Below are 16552 nucleotides of genomic sequence, written 5' to 3'. Positions count from 1 at the left end.
GTGGGCCGCAATCGCCGCGTGAGACGCCCGGAGAGGGCACCAACTACAGTCTCGCCCTGACAATTGGCGCCAACAGTGCCCTCTCTCTCTCGTCTCCTGCCTCAAAAGGCAGTAGCGCAACAGGCCCCTTGTGGGAGAGGGTGGCTCGCCGCGCAGCGGCGAGACGGGTGAGGGGTATCTCTCCGCGAATCCAACGCTCATCTGAGTGCGCGGAGACAACCCCTCGTCCGGCGCTTCGTGCCACCTTCTCCCACAAGGGGAGAAGGGAAGAACGGCGAGGCTGGCGTTTAAGCCGCCACCTCTTCGCCGAGATACGCGACCGCCGCTTCCAGCCCGCCCTTGCCGTGCGGGATCTTCAGCGCGTTCAGGCCGATCTCGATCACGCCAAGCGTGCCGAGCAGCATCGGCGCGTTGACGTGGCCCATATGGGCGATACGGAAGGCTTGTCCCGAGAGGTCGCCGATGCCGGTGCCGAGCACGACGCCGCACTTCTCCTTGCAATAGCGTTGCAGCACTGCGGGATCGTGGCCGTTGCTCATGGTCACCGTGGTCACGGTGTTGGAACGTTCGTTGGCCTCGGCCACGTTGAAGCCGAGCACCTGGCCTTCGGCCCATGCACCGACCGCGCGCCGCGCGGCTTCGCCGAGCAGGCTGTGGCGACGGAAGGCGTTTTCAAGCCCTTCCTCGTGCAGCAGGTCGATCGCCTGGCGCAGAGCGAACAACAGATGCACCGGCGCGGTGCCGGCATATTTGCGATAGTGCTCGGTGCCCTCGCGCTCGCTCCAGCTCCAATAGGGCGTCGCCATGTTGGCCTTCTTGTGCACCTCGAGCGCGCGCGCATTCGCCGCGACGAAACCGAGGCCGGGCGGCGTCATCAGGCCCTTCTGCGAGCCGGACATCGTGACGTCGACGCCCCATTTGTCCATCTCGTACGGCATGCAGCCGAGCGAGGCGACGGTGTCGACCATGTACAGCGCGGGATGGCCGCTCGCCTTGATCGCCTTGCCGATCGCCTCGATATCGTTCTGTACGCCCGAGGCGGTGTCGACCTGGACGACGACGACGGCCTTGATGGTGTGCTCCTTGTCGCGGCGCAGGCGCTCCTCGACCTCGTGCGGCCGCACCGCGCGGCGCCAGTCGCCCTTGAGCACCTCGACCTCGGCGCCCATCAGCGCCGCCGCATTGCCCCAGCCGATCGCGAAGCGGCCGCTCTCGAGCACCAGCACCTTGTCGCCGCGCGACAGCACGTTGCTGAGCGCCGCTTCCCAGGCGCCGTGGCCGTTGGCGATGTAGATGTAGGACTTGCCCTTGGTCGCAAACAGCTTCGAGATGTCCGCGAGCAGGCTCTCGGTCAGATCGGTCATCTGTTTGGAGTAGATGTCGATCGCCGGACGGTGCATCGCCCGCAGCACCTCGTCGGGCATCGTGGTGGGCCCGGGGATGGCCAGAAATTCCCGGCCCGCGCGAACGGTCATTGCTATTGATCCTTGTTGCTTGAGAACATGCTGGTGGGTTGCCTGGTCACAGTTTTACGCGGCGCGAGGGGCTTAGAAAAGCGCGCAAAATGCAGGTCTGGGTTATCGTTTGGTCTCCCGACAGCCGGCGGCTTCCGCCTCCTCCACCGAGCAGAACCAGCGGGTGCCCTTGCTGATCTTCATCTTGATCTGGGTGTACCAGCGGCTGGTGGGCTGGTGATAGATGCATTCGCCGGCGGTGTTGACATTGCCCTTGATGGTGCAGTCCGGTGATGGCGCGACCGGCCCGGAGGCCGAGGCGAGCAGCACCGCATGGGCCCCGTCGGGCGGCTTGGTGGCGCCCAGGATGGCGGTCTTCTTGTTGCGGACGCGCCACTCCCAGGGCGCTATGAAGGCGCCCTGCCACATGCCGGCTTTGGCCTCCCGCGCGGCAGCCTCGTCGGCGTCGTAGTCGTGGGACACGCGGGTGTAGGACAGCGCCCAGCCGCTGCGCACCAGCCATTTCTGGATGTCCTCGCCGCCGACCTCGCAGCGTGCCACGGTGCGGCCGCGCCGGTCGATGGCACGGGTGCGGCAGAGCCAATTCTTGCCCTCGGTGTATTTGGCAAGCTCGTCGCGCGCGGCGACGCCGCAGGTCCAGCGCTCGCCCTTGGTGTTGAGGCAGAGCTGGTCGGACGACGGCGCGTCGATGCCGCCGAGCCGGATCCGCGTGTTGCCGATCACGACGGAATCACCGTCGCGGACTTTTGCCGTGCCGGTGATGTCGGCGGCCTGGGCGAGCGACGGGGCGAGCAAAGACAGCGCAATCAGGAATTTTCGCAACATGCCGGTCCGCGTGTGATGAAAATTTCGATAGACCCCGCAATTGTGGTCGGCTTTTGTCCGCTCGGCCAGCGTATGCCTAACGATTGAGCTTTCAACTTCCCGTCATTGTGGTGGCCTTCTCGTGTCCCGGACGCGGTGCGGCGTGCAACGCCGCTCCGCAGAGCCGGGACCCAGAAAGTTGCGAGCGCCGGTCTTGGCATGGGCCCCGGCTCTGCAGCGCACCGCTGAAGAAGCGCTGCTCTGCGTCCGGGGCACGAGATCCGGGCCTCACCCTCGCCCCGCCATCGCCCTTTTCGCCACCGCCAGCCCCATCAGCACGAACGCCGACGTCACCTCGGGACCGCCGACCAGGATCCGCGTCGGCGTCTTCATCTTGTTCCACTCATAGGCGCGGAACGGTCCGCGACGGCCGCCTTCGCCGAGCCCCGCGACGATCACGTTCAGCGCGGGCGCGAAGGCGCGCGGATCGGCGCCGAGATGGCCGAGCGCGATCAGGGCCAGCGCCGCGTCGAACACGTTCATCTCGGCGGCCATCAGCTCGCCCTTGACGTAGGAGAGCACGCGGTGGCGGATGAAATCGAAATCGCCGTCGGGATCGATCACGGCCTGCGCCGCCAGCGGCAGCGCCAGGAACGCTGCGTAACAACGGCCGAAATAGGCACTGTAGAGTTCCGGCAGATAATAGATGTGCGAGCGCGGGTTGGCGAAGGCGCCGCTCGCCGCCAGCCGCTTCTGGAAGCCGATGATGCGATGCACGGTGGCGAGCCGCGCCGGCGTTTCGAGAATCTTCCAGCGCGCGAGGTTGCGGAAGCTCACCTCGAGAATGTCGAGATTGAGCGTCGGGTCGAGATCGTTGCCGTAGGGCCGCTCGCCCCTGAGATTGTCGATCCAGGTCGCAACGCCGCCCTCATAGTCGATCGTGTCGTTGAGCGGCACGGTCACGCGCGGCTCGTTGACGCCGGCGCGCACCTGGTAGCCGGCATAGAAATCCAGCAGCGGCTGGTCGATGATCTCATCGGTGCAGCCGGCCTGCGTCGCGGCGGAGATCGAGCAGGCCGTGGTGTCGCAATCCGGCACGTAGACGCCGAAACCGAGGTCCTGCTTGATCTGCGCGAAATAGCGGGAAAAGCGCGGATGCGGCGATGGCGCGAGCGCGGTGATGACATTGAACCGCGCCCCGTCGATGCCCTCGACCTCTTCGCGGCTGATGTTGACGCAGAAATCGACCATGTCGGCGATGGCGCGCTCGGCCGCAATCTTGTCGGCCGGCGTGGCCAGCCCGGTCTCGACATAGCTCAGCAGCGCCTCGATGAAGAACGCATCGTAATAGGCCGAGCGGTGGCGGATCTGCATCGGCTCCCACATCGGCTCGGCGATGCCGGTCCAGGGCGGATTGACCACGGCCGCTGCCGGCGAGCGCGCGATGAAGACGCGGGCGAGGTTGAACAGCAGCGAGGAGTTCTTGTAGCCGCGCGCGTTCAACCCGGTGAGAGCCATGATCAGCTCACGGCCACGGACATCGGGATCGCCGATCAGGTTGAAGGCGGCATAGGTCGGCAGAAATCCGTTCCGGCGGTACGAGCGCAGGAGATGCTGCGCGCAGTCGCGGATCACGCCGTCGATCTGTGACGCCTGCGGCATCGTACTGGTGAACATCGCCGGCGGCGGCCTCGGATGGTCGAGCGCGATGCTGTCGACGAGGTCGGCGACGGGCTGGCCGACCGCGGCCCAATCGGGCTCGGCCTCGTCGCGGGCGCGCGCCAGCGCCCCGCGCAACCGGGTCAGCGTGGCCTCGTCGCGCAGCTCGGGCAGCCCGGCGCGGCGGAGCAGCAGGCGCAGTGCGGGATTGCCGAGCGCGGTCTTGTAGAATTTGGCCAGATGCGGATCGCCGCTGGCCGGACCCGACAAGACGGGATCGCAGACGTCGTAAAGCGAGGGGCCGTCCTTCGGCGCCGTCAGCGCCCGGCAGGCGGCGCCGGCAAAATAATGAAAGCTCATGAAATACCTGGTCGCGGGGCCTTGGTCGGGGGTCGGCCGGAGCGCTCCCATCTGCACACCATCCCCTGCAAGTCTTTGAAAAAGCTACCCGGATTCGCGGGAAAAACAAATGTGATGGAGGTCACGGAAATATCAGGCATGAAGCCTGCATGGTGAAGCCCCGGAACCCCAAGGAGAGCGAAAAAAGCAGAAATCTGGCTCTGAGAATTAACCAATACATTCAGTGACTTAGTTCAAATTTTGGGCGATCTATTGCCGGGGAGGCGATATCCGGTTAAGGGTTTGTTTGGTGCGGCGCCGCAAATTGCGCGCAATTCGGGGGCACATCCCCGGCCAATCCCTCAAACCTAAAGACGCTATCGCGCTACTCAAACAGTGTGCGCGCGCTTGGCTGGTCTTTGGCACTGACAGGAATGAAGCGAGATGAATGTAAGGCAGCTCGACATTTCCCGACGCACGATCGCAGTCGCCGCAGCCCTCGTCGGCACGGTCTCGCTCGTGATCGGTGCCCATGCTGCCCTCAACATGCGTGCGATCGACGCCGCCAAGGCCGTCTCGACCGATCAGGTCACGGGCTCGATCGGCCATGCCTCGCGTCTGGCCCTCATCATCGGCAATGGACATTATCCCGACGCCAGCGCGCCGCTGACGCAGTCGATCAACGACGCCCGCGCGCTGTCCTCGGCGCTGCGCAAGAACGGCTTTGACGTCGACATGGTGGAAGACGCGACCAAGGACGACATGGTCCGCGCCGTCAACCGCCTGAAGTCCCGGATCAAGCGCGACACCGTCGTCATGCTGTTCTTCGGCGGCTACGGCGTGCAGGCCGGCCGCGAGAGCTACATGCTGCCGGTCGATGCCGTGATCTGGAAGGAAAGCGACGTCCGCCGCCAGGGCGTCTCCATCGAGGGTGTGCTCGACATGATGAAGGAGCAGGGCGCCAAGGCCAAGCTCGCCGTCGTCGACGCCTCCCGTCGTAATCCCTATGAGCGCCGCTTCCGCTCCTACAGCCACGGCCTCGCGCCGATCAGCGCGCCCGACAATGCGCTGATCCTCTCCTCCGCGTCCCCCGGCAAGGTCGTCGACGACGGCAAGGGCGAGCACAGCGTGCTGGTCAGCGAGTTCCTCAACAATCTGAATGCGCAGGGCAGCGCCGAAAGCGTCTTCAACAAGACCCGCGTCGCCATCTCCCGCGCCTCCGAAGGCGACCAGGTCCCGACCGTCTCGTCCTCGCTGCTCGAAGAAGTTCACTTCGGCGAAGCAGGCGGCTAGTTCTTCGCAGCTATCGTGGGCAAAGGCGCAACGCGCCGTGCCCACCTTCTTTCCAAGATTTCGATAGAAGACGTGGGCACGCTTCCGCTTTGCCCACCCTACGGCATGCGTGCGTGGCGCACGATCGTGGCTGCTACTTCGCCGCTTCCGCAGCCATCACCGGGCGCACCGGATCGCCTTCGCGGAGCAGCGCGCCGGCGCGTGCGACGACGACATCGCCTTCGTTGAGGCCGTCGCGGACCTCGATATTGCCGCCCGACATCAACCCGATCTCGACGCGCTTGGTCTCGACGCGGTTGCGGCGGATCACCTGCACCACGGTGCCGGCGGAGGAATATTGCACAGCGGTCAAGGGCACCGCGACGTTGCAGCTCTGGCCGGTCTTGATCAGTGCCCGTCCGCTCGCCTTCAGCAGCAGGCGCTTCTGCGAGTTGATGCCGATATAGACCATGCCCTGCTGGATGTTCGGCTCGACGGTCGGGCCGATACGGCGCACCTTGCCGTCGATGTCGCCGCTGCCTGCGATACGCACGGTCGCCGGCTGATTGACCGCGAGCTTGCGGATGTCGGTGGTCGCGACCAGGCCGACGAGATCATATTCGCTGCGCGCCACGATCGTGAACAGCGCCTCGCCCTTGGCTGAGGCGAGATTGCCGACCTGCGCGGTCGAGGTCGCGATCACGCCCGCCACCGGCGCGGTGACCTGAAGCGTGCCGCCCTCGGGCAGCGCCAGCCGTGCCAGCACCTGGCCGGCGGTGGCGGTGTCGCCGGCTTCCGCCAGCACTTCCGTGACCTTCAGGCCCGGACGCTCCGGCCGCACCGACGTCTCCTCGCGGGCGATGATCGTGCCGGTGGCCTCGACGATGTCGGAGAAGCAGGATTTTGCGACCTTCAGCACCGTGACCGCCGGCCCCTTGGGGGCGTCGTCATCGGCGGCTCCGGCCGGACAGGGGCCGAAGACGAGCACTCCGGCGATGGCTGCGGGACCCAGGCTTCGAACGACGGCACGGGACAAATGACGCATTGGAAATTCCACGGGGGCTATGCCTCCAATCGATAGCAGATGGCAGCCGCCCGGACCATGGCAGCGTTGTCCCGGAGCGGGATGGTCGCCCACCGTGGGCTGGTGCGGCAAGTTCTTGATTAGTCGCGGGATTGGGCATCAGGTTCGCTGCCCGCCGGATGTGGGTGCCTCACGCCATGACGACGTCACGGCGCAGGTCGCAGCGGGAAAACAGCTCAGCTCCGAAGGCCCCCGGGCAGCTTGCCGGTCGAACGATCGATCAGATGCAGGCGCGTGCAGGCCGGACAGGGCACGGAAATGTGCGTGCGATCAGCCGGCTCGTCGCCGAGCCGGTACTGCACGTTCATGCCGGTCTGGGGGCACTTGAAGACGATCTGACGGTCCATGCCCCATGATATGAAGCCAAGGCGGGTTTTGCGAAATTACGGATTATTACGTAGGCCCGCCGCGGTTGCCCGTCACGGCAGGCTCAGGAACTCCACCCAGTTCGGCTTCTTGCCGGTGGGGTAGGGTTTGAGCTTGCCGAGCGCGCCGCTGCCCTGGTCGATGGCATAGACCGTCATGCTGTCCGAGAGCTCACCGACCGCGGCGAGGTAGCGGCCGGAGGGATCGATGTGGAAGCCGCGCGGCTGCTTTTCGGTCGGCACGCTGCCGACCGTGGTCAGCTTGCCGCTGGCCGCATCGACCTTGTAGGCGGTGAGCGTGTTGGTTGTGCGCTCGGAGGCGTAGAGGAAGCGGCCGTCCGGGGTGATGTGGATGTCGGCCGCCCAGGGCTTTCCGGAAAACCCTTCCGGCAGCGCGGTGGTGCGCTGGATCTCGGTCCATGCGCCACTTTTGGCTTCGTAGCTGAACGCGGCGACGTCGCCGTTCAGCTCGTGGACGAGATAGACGAACTTGCCGTTGGGGTGGAAAACGAAGTGCCGCGGCCCTGATTTCTCCGGCACCTTGTGGGCCGGGGGATCGCTCGGCGTCAGCGTGCCGGCTGTGGCATCGAACGCGAAGCCCAGCACCTGGTCGGAGCCGAGATTGGTCGTGAACACGAAGCGGTTGTCGGGCGACGGCAGGAAGGCGTGCGCGTTCAGCCCGGTCGGGATCACCTGCTTCGGCTCGCCGACGACGCCGTTTGCGAGAAGCGGATTCAGCGCGACCTTGTTGCCGCCATAGGAGGCGCTGAACAGGAATTTGCCGCTGCGGTCGACGGCGATATTGGCCATGCTGTCGGCGAGCGGGCCGTTGCCGATATGGCTGAGCTGGCCCGTCTTGGGATCGATCGCAAAGCTCACTGCCTGGAACGGCTGTGAGCGGATGCCGGCAATCAGCACGCGGTGGTCGGGCGTGATCGCGAGCGGGGTCGAGGAGCCGGGCTTTTCGGCGCCCGGGAAGGCGGCGGTCTGCACGGGCGTCATCCCGCCGTTCTCGTCCAGCTTGAACACGCTGACGTCGTTGCTGTCGGCGTTGCCGACATAGGCGAAGGTCTCGGCCATGCCGGCGCGGACTCCTGAAATGAGGGCGAGGAAGGTGAGGGTGGTGGCGATGGCAGTCCGTGGCGCGCTGCGGCTTATCGATCTCGACATGGATTCCTCCTCAAAGGCCCTGCGGGCATTTTCGTTTTGCCGGCGAGGATAGCCGCAGCCGCCCCATCGCACCAAATTCCAATGGGGATTGATCGATGCCGAAATTGTATCGGTTGCAAGGCGAAGCGGAGGCCGGTTCGCGTCGAGAAAGCGCGTCAAAACAAGATTCTATCGCACCGCCGCCGTGCGGGAGGGCAGATGCGGCCCGGGCGGGCGGTCGGGCGGCCCGAGCACGGTCCACACCGCGACCGCAAGCAGCGCGCAGGTCAGGATTGTCCAGGTGACGAGTCGTTTCCGCATCCTGCGATCGTGCACTGCAAACCGCGGCAATCCTATGAACTCGTTCACAGGCGAAAACAGCGCAATGCCGTGACGAACCAATGCCGCGCGAGCGCATTGACCCGGCATGCCCCGTGAAAACGACCTCGAAGGCAAGCCCGACATGGGCGGCAAGCATGGCGGTCAGGCCGGCCAGCCCAGGCTGCCGCAGCGCCCCCGCGAAGGGCGGCGCGATGAGGACGTCGTGGCAAAGCGCCACACCGGCCAAACCGATCGCACCCCGCCGCCGACCAAACAAAAGTAGCGCCTCGCTTGCGCCGTCATAGCACCGGGAACGACAGCCGCGCCCTGCCGTTACCCCGATCCCGCGGGCTGAGGTCGAAACGGAGGCTGGCACGTGTTTTGGATCTGTTGGAACACCGCCTGGTCGCTCATCATCAGCGGCATCATGTTCACCACCATCGTCACCCATCCCGACGCCGAGTTCGCCGAGATCAGGGCGGCAAAGCAGGCGAAGTGAGCCCGCGCGCCTGAGGCCGGCTCTCCGGAGCTCAGCCCCGTCCGGCGCGTACGCGCCGGGCGGTGTGCACGCGCATGGCGAACCAAATCAGGAACGCATCAGGAGATCAGCCGTTGATCTTGCGCCCCTCTGCCGGGGCCAACTGCCACGCTGGATCCTGTCTACAAACTGCATGGAGCCCGATGAGAAGACCGGAAAACAGCGCCACCCTCGCTCGAGCCGCAGGCTTCCGACCCTCGGAATCACTGCTGAGAGCGATCACGGCATGGATGGCTCGTCAGAATGACAAGCCCAACTTGCCCGAGGCGATAAGCCGCCTGGTCGAACTGGGGCTTACGGTGCATGCCGATCACGATCAGCAGGAGCAGCGCGCACGCAAAATGGCCGGCGATACGATCGACGGCATGGGCGACCCAAGGACGACGGCAGATGATCGGGCAATCCGCAAGCGGGATCTGCTCGATGGGCCCGAGGAGTTCGACCGCGTGCGAGTTGACCGGCCCAAACGAGGTAAGCCGGTCCGGGAAGAAGCCGAGCAACAAGACGCCGCCGACACCGGGCAACTTCGGATCACCGGAGACGAGGAGGAGCAGCGATGAGACCGCATTCCCAATCGCGTGCAGAGCATGAGGCGAACAATCTGTTCAAGCAGACCCCGAAGAAAGCGCCGTCCGACTACCAAAAGGCAGAACAGGCTTTTCACGAAAATCGGGAGCGACTGAAGGCTGAACGGTTGGCGAGGGAGGCCAAGCGACGAAACCAGTCCGACACGACGCCTTAGGTGTCGGTGTCGCATTTCTACTTTGATATCTGGGATGGCGAGTTGTTCGTCGTCGACGAAGAAGGTGTGGACTTGACCAGCCAACGGGCCGCGGAGATCGAGGCGGCGCTTTCTCTTGCCGACATTGCCAGCCAACTCGAACCGTTCGCGAGCAGCGACGGCCTGGCCATCGAAGTTCGGGATGCGAGCGGCCCCGTCTCGAGAGCCGCATTCGTCTGCAAGAAACCTGAACCGATCAATTGAGATCGCCGTAAGCGCTCATGCCGGCCTGATGGGTCCGACTAGAGCATCGAAAGCACGACAATCCCGTCTTCGAGCTCCCCTGAAGCAAGGCGCGCCCGCGCCATACGCTCGAACTCGGTTCGATGCTTCTGCAAGTAGCTGAAGGCCTGCCTCTGCGTGTTGAATGTCGTCGCAAGCCGGCACATCTGTCGATTTGCGCCGAACGCGACAAAGAAGGTGATGGTTCCGTCGTCCGGCTTGGCTCTAGGCACGACCTGCACTCTTCGGCATGGGGCGGCCCTTCAAATCTCGGCGGCGGCGTTGAAGACGGCTATGGCGCCGCTTTTCTTGAACGCTTCTTGACCGCGGGTGTTGGCAACGCGGCTTGAAGGGCGGCGTCAGCCGCTTCCTTGGCCTCGCGCACCTCTCGAAGCCGCGCCATGTTCTTGCGAACGTCGATGGCCTGCCTTTCGACGTCCGCGAGTGCCCGCACGCCCTCTTCGGCGGCGAGGCGCTTACGATCGGTACGCGCGATGCTCTCGGGTGACAGCTCGGCCGATTTTCTGGCGCTCATGCGTCACTCCGTTATGCAACCGGCAAAACCCGCTCAATCCGAGGATCGAGCGGGCAGAGAGCCCGTTTCAGTACATCCGTGAAACGGTGCCACGATATCAAGCCAGCGAGAGATTCTCGGCGCTGACTTTGCCTCGCATCTTGTCGGTCTTGACCTCGAAATTGACCTTTTGGCCCTCTCCGAGACCCGCAAGACCAGCACGTTCGACGGCGCTGATGTGAACGAATACATCATTGCTGCCGTCGTCCGGCTGAATAAATCCAAAGCCCTTTTGGCCGTTGAACCACTTAACGGTACCTGTCGTCATTTTCGTCTCCAAAGCGCACGAGCGCGTGCCGCGCGATAATCACGCGAGCATTTTCAACTTCGTCGATGTCTTTGGAAAAGGAGCCCGCGGGCGCAATCAACAAGGCACAGCGGCTGATCGAACACACTCAATATACATCATCTTCACGTTTTTGCAAGGATGGAGGCCGGTTTGTTTCTGCCAGGCAGCTCTGGCTCTCCGATTGAAAGGCTTCTGTCGACGTGCGGGCAAGCTGATCGAAGGCATTATCGATTGACAGGGCTGCACCGGAGTGGTCACGTCGACGTCACCAAGTTGCATCGCTGTGACGAGCGGATCGGCTTGTCTGAAGCTGGCGACCAATGTCGCAGCGCTATCCTCAAAATCGCAATGAAGCTCCTGCATTGGCTGCCATGCAGGACATGTCGCATTTGCAGCCCCAAGCGAGGAGGATCAAATTGCAGGTACTCGTCAGAGACAACAATATCGAGCAGGCACTCCGTGTTCTCAAGAAGAAGATGCAGCGCGAGGGCGTCTTCCGGGAAATGAAGCAGCGGCGCTCCTACGAAAAGCCCTCGGAGAAAAAGACTCGCGAGAAATCCGAAGCTGTTCGCCGAGCCCGCAAGCTCGCGCGAAAGCAGGCGATCCGGGAAGGATTGCTGCCTGCGCCGCCGAAAAAGAAGCCTTTTGAGCGCAAGGCGCCCTTGCCGGAGGTCAAAGCCCGGGTCCCTACAGCCTGAAGTCGATGCCTCGCAGCACGATGCCGGGCGGTGTGCCTTCGAACTCCGTCGCGCGATATTTGCTCGCCGCGCGGGCTTCGATGCGATCCCGCAGGCGAGTGAACTGGGCTTCGCGCTGCTCGGGTCTGACTTGCGGGCCGCGCTCGAGGTAGTCCATCGCCGAGGTCGAGATGGCGCAAGGAACCTCTTTCACGCCGTCATGCATCGAGAACCGGACGATCATCCGATCGTATTCGTGGCTGATAAAGCGGCCGCTGGTTAATGTCATGGCTTACTCCGTTACGTGGTTGGGTCCTGGCGTGATCGTCCTCACATCATCGCCGCCCGATTCCCGGTCGCGCCGGGCCTGGCGCGCGTTGAGACTGCAGGCGGCCGCCGTGCGCCTCAGTCCTCGCCCGACAGCCGGGCGAAATCGTCGAACAACGCCGCCACCAGCGCGCGGTGGCGCGTATCCTCGGCGGGCAGGCTCGCAGCATAGAGGTTGAGCAGGTGGCGCGCCTTCACCGCCGCCTCCGGCCACGACGTAGCGGGCACCGTCATCATGCGGTTTTCGAGATCGGCCTCGCGCTCGCGCAGCTTCCTGACATTGGCCTCGACCTCGGCAAGCGCGCGGCGCAGATCGGTCGCCTTCTGCGCGGCCATGCCGCGGTGCTTGTCGAGATCGACGGTGTGGTCAGTCATTGGCCATGCTCGCGTCTGCGGCTTGCGCGTTCGCAAGATCGACCGAACCGATCGACAGCGTCTCCACGGCGCCGCACGGGCCTTCGGCGGGCACAGTGATCATCGTGGCAACGCGGCGATAGGCTGGGAAGGTCAGGCCGTCGATCGTCTCCTCGTCAGTGACGACCTCATAGGCACCGGCCGGCAAGACGCGCTCGATGCCGCGGATGCGGAACGGATGCCTGAAGGTGACGGTTTCTCGCCGCGAGCGGGTGGTCATGCACGCCTGCCTTTCGCAAGTGAAGCCCCAACCGGTGCCGGCTGTCACGACCATGCGCGTTTGCCGCGGCAATAGCCAGCGCTATCCTCGCCGCATCGGCGACCTCCGCGCGGCGTAGCATCCCGCAGCGCGCGAGGTTCGTGGGGCGGGTTACCCACCCTGCGCAGTTCTTCGAAACCTCAGGTCATGCTGCCGGGCATGAAGCAGCGGATCATGGCGCGGCCGTTGACGTAATAGGGCCAGACCATGGTGCGGCCGGCGCGATTCGGTTCGGTGATCACGGTGTCGTCGGGCACCACGATCCAGTCGCCCAGCAGTCTCACGCGATAATGTCCGTCCTGCGTGTCCCAGTCGACATCGTCGAGCGCGGTGCCGTCGGCGTCGGCACAGCAGGGGCCGCCGCCCTTGCTGTGCAGGCTCTCGAACCAGCCCTTGAGCGGAGAGTTTGCATAGCGGCCGTCGTCGCGGGCCTGCGCGGCGAGGCCGATCATGGCGATAGCCGCCACCAGTGGAATCATCCTGAAAGCTGCGATCGCCAATGCTGTAATCGCCATGTCGCCTCGCTCGGTCTCGCACGCGCACACGAGAACGCAGACGAAAGCCGCCTGCGATGCGCGTGATGCAATGTTGGCCGACGTCAGCCGGTCGGAAGTTCCCGGCCGGCTCAGTGGGCGATAACCGCGAGCTGCGAGGTTTGATCCTAATTTTCGGGGGCGGGGAAAGGACGGGCGTGGAGATCAGCGTGGCTGCGGGTCTGCCTTTCGCTGCATCGTTAGACCAGAGCGACGTTCAGTCTTCCTCAAGCAAGATTCCCGCCTCGCTCACAGCGTTGAGAATACGTTCGATGTCCTTGGGGTCCAGCAGAGCGCCGTCACAGAGTTGATTCAATTCATCGAAGGTCATCCTGCCGTTCCGTTCGCCGATTTCGATGGCTCGTCGAATGATTTCCGGCGCGCTCATGTTTCTCTCCGTTGAGTCGCCCTCACTATACGTGGAGAGAGTCGGGGTGGTGCTCCAAGGCAGACGAGCTTAAGCGCGGCCCTGATGTCCGCTCCTTGGGGCATGCCCGATATCCGACAAAAAAGGGGTGCGGCGATTAAGCCGCCGCCGCCTGCGCCGACAACAGCTGCTTCAGCTTCGCCGCCGGTACGGCCGGGCTGAACAGCCAGCCCTGCATCTGGCTGCATCCGAGCTGGCGCAGCACTTCGCGCTGGGCTTCGGTCTCGACGCCTTCCGCGGTCGTCGCCATGTGGCGGGCGGCGGCCATGTGCACCACGGCCTGCACGATCGGCGAGGAATCCTCGGGCTCGCCGATGTCGCTGATGAAGCTGCGGTCGATCTTGATCTTGTCGAACGGGAAGCGGTGCAGATAGCTCAGCGACGAATAGCCGGTGCCGAAATCGTCGAGCGCGATGCGCACGCCGAGTTCGCGCAGCTGCTGCAGGATCGTCAGCGCCTCCTCGTCGTCGCGGATGAGGACGGTCTCGGTGATCTCGAGCTCGAGCCGTCCGGGCGCGAGTCCTGACTCCGCGAGTGCGGCCGCGACTTTCAGCGCCAGCGTCCGCGAGCGGAACTGCACCGGCGAGACGTTGACCGCGATGTGAATCTGGCCGGGCCAGGATGCGGCCTCGTTGCAGGCCTGCTTCAGCACCCATTCGCCGATCTCGCCGATCAGCCCGGTGTCCTCGGCGACCGGAATGAAGTCCGCGGGCGAGACCATGCCGCGCTCGGGATGGCGCCAGCGCAGCAGCGCTTCGCAGCCGGTGACGACATTGGCGGCGAGATCGACCAGCGGCTGGTAGTGCACCTCGAACTCGCCGCGGGCGAGGGCCTGGCGCAGATCGAGCTCGAGCTGACGACGCAGCCGCGCCTTGGCGTCGTATTCGGGCGCGAAGATGCGGAAGGTGCGGCGCCCTTCGGACTTCGCCGCATACATCGCCAGATCGGCGCGCTTGAGCAGATCGTCGAGATTGTCGCCATGGTCGGGCGCGATCGCGATGCCGATGCTGGCATCGGTCGGAATCTCCTGGCCCTTGCAGTCCACCGGCGTGCGCAGCGTCGTCAGGATCTGCTCGGCGAGTGCCGTCAGCTCGGCCGGATCGCTTGTGCCGGCCTTGACGATGGCGAATTCGTCGCCGCCGAGCCGCGCGACGAGATCGTTGCCGCTGACGCAGGCGCGCAGGCGCATCGCCACCTGGCGCAGCAGCTCGTCGCCGACCTCGTGTCCCAGTGAATCGTTGACGCCCTTGAACTCGTCGACGTCGATATAGAGGATGGCGAACGGCTTGCCCTGGCTAAGCTCCGCGACGCGGCGCTCCAGATGGCCGCGCATCAGCACGCGGTTGGGCAGGTCGGTCAGCGCGTCGTAATGCGCCATATGCGCGATGCGCTCGTCGGCGCGGATGCGCTCGGTGACGTCGTCGTGGGTCGCGAGCCAGCCGCCGGCGGTGCCGGGATGGTTCTTGATCTCGATCAGGCGGCCGTCGGCGGTCTCCATGATCGTGCTCTGGGTGTGTCCGGCATTGCTCAGGATGTCGTCGCAATAGGCCTCGACGTCGCCGTCGAACGATCCGGTGTCGTGGCGATGCTGGATCACGTCGCGGAAATAGGCGCCGGGCTTCACCACCTCGGCGGAGAGGTGATACATCTCGATGTAGCGGCGGTTGCACACGATCAGCCGCTGGTCCTGGTCGAACATCAGGAGCCCTTGCGTCATGGTGTTCATCGCGGTGTCGAGCCGCTGCTTCTCCACCGAGAGCCGGCTCGTCACCTGGCGGAAGACCAGGAACAGCGTGAGGACCAGGAGGCCGATCGAGACCACCGCGACGGTGACGAAGAATTTCGTCTGCGTGCGCCAGACGGCCAGCGTCGCATCCAGCGATTTGGTCGCGACCACGACCAGCGGTTCGCCGGCCAGCAGGCGCGAGGCGACGATGCGGTCCTTGCCGTCGATCGGGCTTGCCAGCTGCGTGGTGACGAAGGTGCGCTCGAACACCGCCATCTGCTCCGGCGTGCCCTGACGAAAATTCTGCCCGATCATGGCGTCGACATGCGGAATGCGCGCGAGCAACTGGCCGTTCTGGTGGTGCATCGCGATCGAGGATTCCTCGCCGAGCCCGCTCGAGGCGAAGAAGGATTCGAGCTGCTCGGGCGCGATCGCGCGCGAGACGATGCCGAGGAATTCGCCGTGCGGGCCGGAGACGCGCCGTGCGAACACGATCGCCGGTCCGGTGCCGAAGCGTCCGGGCACGACCTCGATCTCTTCCTGCGCGGCCGGATCGTTCCTGAGGCGCCTGAAATAGCCGCGATCGGCCACCGAGATGTCGGCGACCGGCCAGCGCCGCGACGAGTTGATCAGCACGCCCTCGGAATCGAACACGTTGGCGCCGGCGACGTCGGTCCAGCCGCTGGCCTTGGTGCGCAGCACCTCATGCACGGCCAGCGTGCCCATCTCGCTTTGAAAGACGTCGGCGGATTCGATACCATGGCTTTCCAGCTCGGCGATGATGCTCTTCTGGAGCACCGCAAAATCCTCGAACTCGCGGTCGAAGTGCCGGGCCAGCAGGCGGACGGAATTTTCCAGGCTGTCGCGGCCGCTCTCGATCGCGTTCTGCCGGAAGCGGTCGACGGTGAGCGCGGTGCCGATGGCGGTCGCGGCCATCAGCACGAAGCCGCCGACGATCAGCCACGTCAGCGGCGCGCCATGCCAACGGCGAAGCAACGCGCGCGTGCGCGCGTTCCATCGGATCGATGTGCCCATCCAGCCCTCCCGTGGGATGCAAGATGCAGCAAAACCGAAAAGACCCCGTTACCAGCGAAGGTTAGGAAAATATGAATCGGAACGAAATCAGAGGGTTGGTTCCATGGCGGAGTTGTTGGGCACACCAAAGCCTCCGCAGCGTCATGGCCGGGCTCGTCCCACGGCTGTCCGGTTCAAAATTATTGGACAGAGCGCATGGCGTTGATTCTACTCGATCCTGGACGTCTGCAAGCGTTCCGGGACACGAATGGAGATCAGCGCCATGCCGCACCACAATACAGT

22 protein-coding genes are annotated in these 16552 nt (G+C 64.7%); 6 read left to right on the top strand and 16 right to left on the bottom strand.

The annotated features are described in order from the left end of the window. Positions 1-287 precede the first annotated feature (287 nt). From RAD15_RS43090 to RAD15_RS43080, 3 genes are all read right to left on the bottom strand, one after another. Positions 288-1475, bottom strand: a complete 1188-nt coding sequence (locus tag RAD15_RS43090) for a pyridoxal-phosphate-dependent aminotransferase family protein (protein ID WP_458184740.1) — start codon at positions 1473-1475, stop codon at positions 288-290. Positions 1476-1577: 102 nt separating this feature from the next. Then, positions 1578-2300, bottom strand: coding sequence for a thermonuclease family protein (locus RAD15_RS43085; protein WP_458184739.1), 723 nt, complete (start codon positions 2298-2300; stop codon positions 1578-1580). Between the two features lie 267 nt (positions 2301-2567). Then, a complete protein-coding gene (locus tag RAD15_RS43080; RefSeq protein ID WP_458184738.1) occupies positions 2568-4298 on the bottom strand; it encodes a hypothetical protein in 1731 nt (576 codons plus the stop codon). A 423-nt stretch (positions 4299-4721) separates the two neighbouring features. Between RAD15_RS43080 and RAD15_RS43075 the strand changes: the two genes are divergently transcribed. Further along, the gene (locus tag RAD15_RS43075) at positions 4722-5570 is read left to right on the top strand and encodes a caspase family protein (RefSeq protein WP_458184737.1); all 849 of its coding nucleotides are present in this window, start codon (positions 4722-4724) and stop codon (positions 5568-5570) included. 133 nt (positions 5571-5703) lie between these two features. Here the strand turns inward: RAD15_RS43075 and RAD15_RS43070 are convergent, their stop codons facing one another. The 4 genes from RAD15_RS43070 to RAD15_RS43055 all read right to left on the bottom strand — a co-directional run bounded on the left by RAD15_RS43070 (position 5704) and on the right by RAD15_RS43055 (position 8468). After that, entirely contained in the window at positions 5704-6594 is an 891-nt protein-coding gene (locus RAD15_RS43070; protein WP_458184736.1) for an efflux RND transporter periplasmic adaptor subunit, read from the bottom strand. 215 nt (positions 6595-6809) lie between these two features. After that, positions 6810-6980 (bottom strand): hypothetical protein, encoded by a 171-nt coding sequence (locus RAD15_RS43065; RefSeq protein ID WP_458184735.1) that lies wholly within the window; start codon positions 6978-6980, stop codon positions 6810-6812. Positions 6981-7052: 72 nt separating this feature from the next. Further along, the gene (locus RAD15_RS43060) at positions 7053-8168 is read right to left on the bottom strand and encodes a lactonase family protein (RefSeq protein ID WP_458184734.1); all 1116 of its coding nucleotides are present in this window, start codon (positions 8166-8168) and stop codon (positions 7053-7055) included. Positions 8169-8336: 168 nt separating this feature from the next. Beyond that, entirely contained in the window at positions 8337-8468 is a 132-nt protein-coding gene (locus tag RAD15_RS43055) for a hypothetical protein (protein ID WP_458184733.1), read from the bottom strand. A gap of 106 nt (positions 8469-8574) precedes the next feature. Here RAD15_RS43055 and RAD15_RS43050 point away from each other — a divergent pair, with 106 nt between their 5' ends. The 4 genes from RAD15_RS43050 to RAD15_RS43035 all read left to right on the top strand — a co-directional run bounded on the left by RAD15_RS43050 (position 8575) and on the right by RAD15_RS43035 (position 9991). Continuing rightward, entirely contained in the window at positions 8575-8751 is a 177-nt protein-coding gene (locus tag RAD15_RS43050) for a hypothetical protein (protein WP_458184732.1), read from the top strand. Between the two features lie 93 nt (positions 8752-8844). After that, positions 8845-8967: a hypothetical protein gene (locus RAD15_RS43045; protein WP_458184731.1), complete on the top strand. Its 123-nt coding sequence runs from the start codon at positions 8845-8847 to the stop codon at positions 8965-8967. 269 nt (positions 8968-9236) lie between these two features. Then, on the top strand, positions 9237-9566 hold the full coding sequence (locus tag RAD15_RS43040; RefSeq protein WP_458184730.1) for a hypothetical protein: 330 nt from the start codon (positions 9237-9239) through the stop codon (positions 9564-9566). Positions 9567-9748: 182 nt separating this feature from the next. Continuing rightward, on the top strand, positions 9749-9991 hold the full coding sequence (locus tag RAD15_RS43035; RefSeq protein WP_458184729.1) for a DUF6894 family protein: 243 nt from the start codon (positions 9749-9751) through the stop codon (positions 9989-9991). A 38-nt stretch (positions 9992-10029) separates the two neighbouring features. On the opposite strand, the gene RAD15_RS43030 is transcribed toward RAD15_RS43035, so the two are convergent. The 3 genes from RAD15_RS43030 to RAD15_RS43020 all read right to left on the bottom strand — a co-directional run bounded on the left by RAD15_RS43030 (position 10030) and on the right by RAD15_RS43020 (position 10851). Continuing rightward, positions 10030-10251 carry a hypothetical protein gene (locus tag RAD15_RS43030; protein WP_458184728.1) on the bottom strand — a complete coding sequence of 74 codons (222 nt, stop codon included), beginning with the start codon at positions 10249-10251 and terminating at the stop codon, positions 10030-10032. Positions 10252-10301: 50 nt separating this feature from the next. After that, positions 10302-10544 carry a transcriptional regulator gene (locus tag RAD15_RS43025; protein ID WP_458184727.1) on the bottom strand — a complete coding sequence of 81 codons (243 nt, stop codon included), beginning with the start codon at positions 10542-10544 and terminating at the stop codon, positions 10302-10304. 97 nt (positions 10545-10641) lie between these two features. Further along, a complete protein-coding gene (locus RAD15_RS43020; protein ID WP_458184726.1) occupies positions 10642-10851 on the bottom strand; it encodes a cold-shock protein in 210 nt (69 codons plus the stop codon). A 437-nt stretch (positions 10852-11288) separates the two neighbouring features. Here RAD15_RS43020 and rpsU point away from each other — a divergent pair, with 437 nt between their 5' ends. Further along, entirely contained in the window at positions 11289-11570 is a 282-nt protein-coding gene (rpsU, locus tag RAD15_RS43015; protein WP_458184742.1) for a 30S ribosomal protein S21, read from the top strand. Here rpsU and RAD15_RS43010 read toward each other — a convergent pair. From RAD15_RS43010 to RAD15_RS42985, 6 genes are all read right to left on the bottom strand, one after another. Further along, on the bottom strand, positions 11560-11838 hold the full coding sequence (locus RAD15_RS43010; RefSeq protein WP_458184725.1) for a DUF1488 domain-containing protein: 279 nt from the start codon (positions 11836-11838) through the stop codon (positions 11560-11562). The two genes, rpsU and RAD15_RS43010, sit on opposite strands and share 11 nt — an antisense overlap. A gap of 116 nt (positions 11839-11954) precedes the next feature. Further along, positions 11955-12251 (bottom strand): hypothetical protein, encoded by a 297-nt coding sequence (locus RAD15_RS43005; protein ID WP_458184724.1) that lies wholly within the window; start codon positions 12249-12251, stop codon positions 11955-11957. After that, positions 12244-12510, bottom strand: a complete 267-nt coding sequence (locus tag RAD15_RS43000; RefSeq protein ID WP_458184723.1) for a hypothetical protein — start codon at positions 12508-12510, stop codon at positions 12244-12246. Before RAD15_RS43000 ends, RAD15_RS43005 begins: the two co-directional genes overlap by 8 nt. A 179-nt stretch (positions 12511-12689) precedes the next feature. Then, positions 12690-13028 carry a hypothetical protein gene (locus RAD15_RS42995; protein ID WP_458184741.1) on the bottom strand — a complete coding sequence of 113 codons (339 nt, stop codon included), beginning with the start codon at positions 13026-13028 and terminating at the stop codon, positions 12690-12692. A 271-nt stretch (positions 13029-13299) separates the two neighbouring features. After that, positions 13300-13470 carry an RNA polymerase sigma factor region1.1 domain-containing protein gene (locus RAD15_RS42990; RefSeq protein WP_458184722.1) on the bottom strand — a complete coding sequence of 57 codons (171 nt, stop codon included), beginning with the start codon at positions 13468-13470 and terminating at the stop codon, positions 13300-13302. Positions 13471-13606: 136 nt separating this feature from the next. After that, positions 13607-16270: a bifunctional diguanylate cyclase/phosphodiesterase gene (locus RAD15_RS42985; protein ID WP_458184721.1), complete on the bottom strand. Its 2664-nt coding sequence runs from the start codon at positions 16268-16270 to the stop codon at positions 13607-13609. Positions 16271-16552: the final 282 nt, after the last annotated feature.

Source organism: Bradyrhizobium sp. 14AA (assembly GCF_054185205.1).
Note: the sequence above shows the minus strand (reverse complement) of the source record. Positions and strands in the feature narration are given on the sequence as shown.

Coding starts and splice junctions, on each gene's coding strand:
- RAD15_RS43065 (WP_458184735.1), bottom strand. CDS start 6,980: ATGGACCGTCAGATCGTCTTCAAGTGCCCCCAGACCGGCATGAACGTG.
- RAD15_RS43025 (WP_458184727.1), bottom strand. CDS start 10,544: ATGAGCGCCAGAAAATCGGCCGAGCTGTCACCCGAGAGCATCGCGCGT.
- RAD15_RS43070 (WP_458184736.1), bottom strand. CDS start 6,594: ATGCGTCATTTGTCCCGTGCCGTCGTTCGAAGCCTGGGTCCCGCAGCC.
- RAD15_RS43050 (WP_458184732.1), top strand. CDS start 8,575: ATGCCCCGTGAAAACGACCTCGAAGGCAAGCCCGACATGGGCGGCAAG.
- RAD15_RS42985 (WP_458184721.1), bottom strand. CDS start 16,270: ATGGGCACATCGATCCGATGGAACGCGCGCACGCGCGCGTTGCTTCGC.
- RAD15_RS43005 (WP_458184724.1), bottom strand. CDS start 12,251: ATGACTGACCACACCGTCGATCTCGACAAGCACCGCGGCATGGCCGCG.
- RAD15_RS43010 (WP_458184725.1), bottom strand. CDS start 11,838: ATGACATTAACCAGCGGCCGCTTTATCAGCCACGAATACGATCGGATG.
- RAD15_RS43060 (WP_458184734.1), bottom strand. CDS start 8,168: ATGTCGAGATCGATAAGCCGCAGCGCGCCACGGACTGCCATCGCCACC.
- RAD15_RS43080 (WP_458184738.1), bottom strand. CDS start 4,298: ATGAGCTTTCATTATTTTGCCGGCGCCGCCTGCCGGGCGCTGACGGCG.
- RAD15_RS43085 (WP_458184739.1), bottom strand. CDS start 2,300: ATGTTGCGAAAATTCCTGATTGCGCTGTCTTTGCTCGCCCCGTCGCTC.
- RAD15_RS43090 (WP_458184740.1), bottom strand. CDS start 1,475: ATGACCGTTCGCGCGGGCCGGGAATTTCTGGCCATCCCCGGGCCCACC.
- RAD15_RS43055 (WP_458184733.1), bottom strand. CDS start 8,468: ATGCGGAAACGACTCGTCACCTGGACAATCCTGACCTGCGCGCTGCTT.
- RAD15_RS42990 (WP_458184722.1), bottom strand. CDS start 13,470: ATGAGCGCGCCGGAAATCATTCGACGAGCCATCGAAATCGGCGAACGG.
- RAD15_RS43020 (WP_458184726.1), bottom strand. CDS start 10,851: ATGACGACAGGTACCGTTAAGTGGTTCAACGGCCAAAAGGGCTTTGGA.
- RAD15_RS43000 (WP_458184723.1), bottom strand. CDS start 12,510: ATGACCACCCGCTCGCGGCGAGAAACCGTCACCTTCAGGCATCCGTTC.
- RAD15_RS42995 (WP_458184741.1), bottom strand. CDS start 13,028: ATGATTCCACTGGTGGCGGCTATCGCCATGATCGGCCTCGCCGCGCAG.
- RAD15_RS43040 (WP_458184730.1), top strand. CDS start 9,237: ATGGCTCGTCAGAATGACAAGCCCAACTTGCCCGAGGCGATAAGCCGC.
- RAD15_RS43075 (WP_458184737.1), top strand. CDS start 4,722: ATGAATGTAAGGCAGCTCGACATTTCCCGACGCACGATCGCAGTCGCC.